Source organism: Pseudomonas uvaldensis (genome assembly GCF_021271205.1).
GTDB lineage: Bacteria > Pseudomonadota > Gammaproteobacteria > Pseudomonadales > Pseudomonadaceae > Aquipseudomonas > Aquipseudomonas uvaldensis.
On the sequence record NZ_JAIWKS010000065.1, the window covers coordinates 1 to 205 of the forward strand.

Annotated in this window: 1 protein-coding gene; it reads left to right on the forward strand. The window is 57.6% G+C overall.

The genetic code is table 11. The features are described from left to right. Window positions 1-205, forward strand: a 205-nt coding sequence (locus LCU97_RS27000; RefSeq protein ID WP_232778229.1) for an AMP-binding protein, incomplete at both ends; no start/stop codon positions are given.

Genomic DNA, 205 nt, shown 5'->3' on the forward strand with positions numbered 1-205 from the left:
TCGCACCTGGCCTACGTGATTTACACCTCCGGTTCCACCGGATTGCCGAAAGGCGTGATGATCGAACACCGCAACACGGTGAACTTCCTGACCTGGGCCCATCGGTCGTTCGATACCAACACCTTGTCGAAAACCCTGTTCTCGACCTCGCTGAACTTCGATCTCGCGGTTTACGAATGCTTCGCGCCGCTGACCTGTGGCGGCA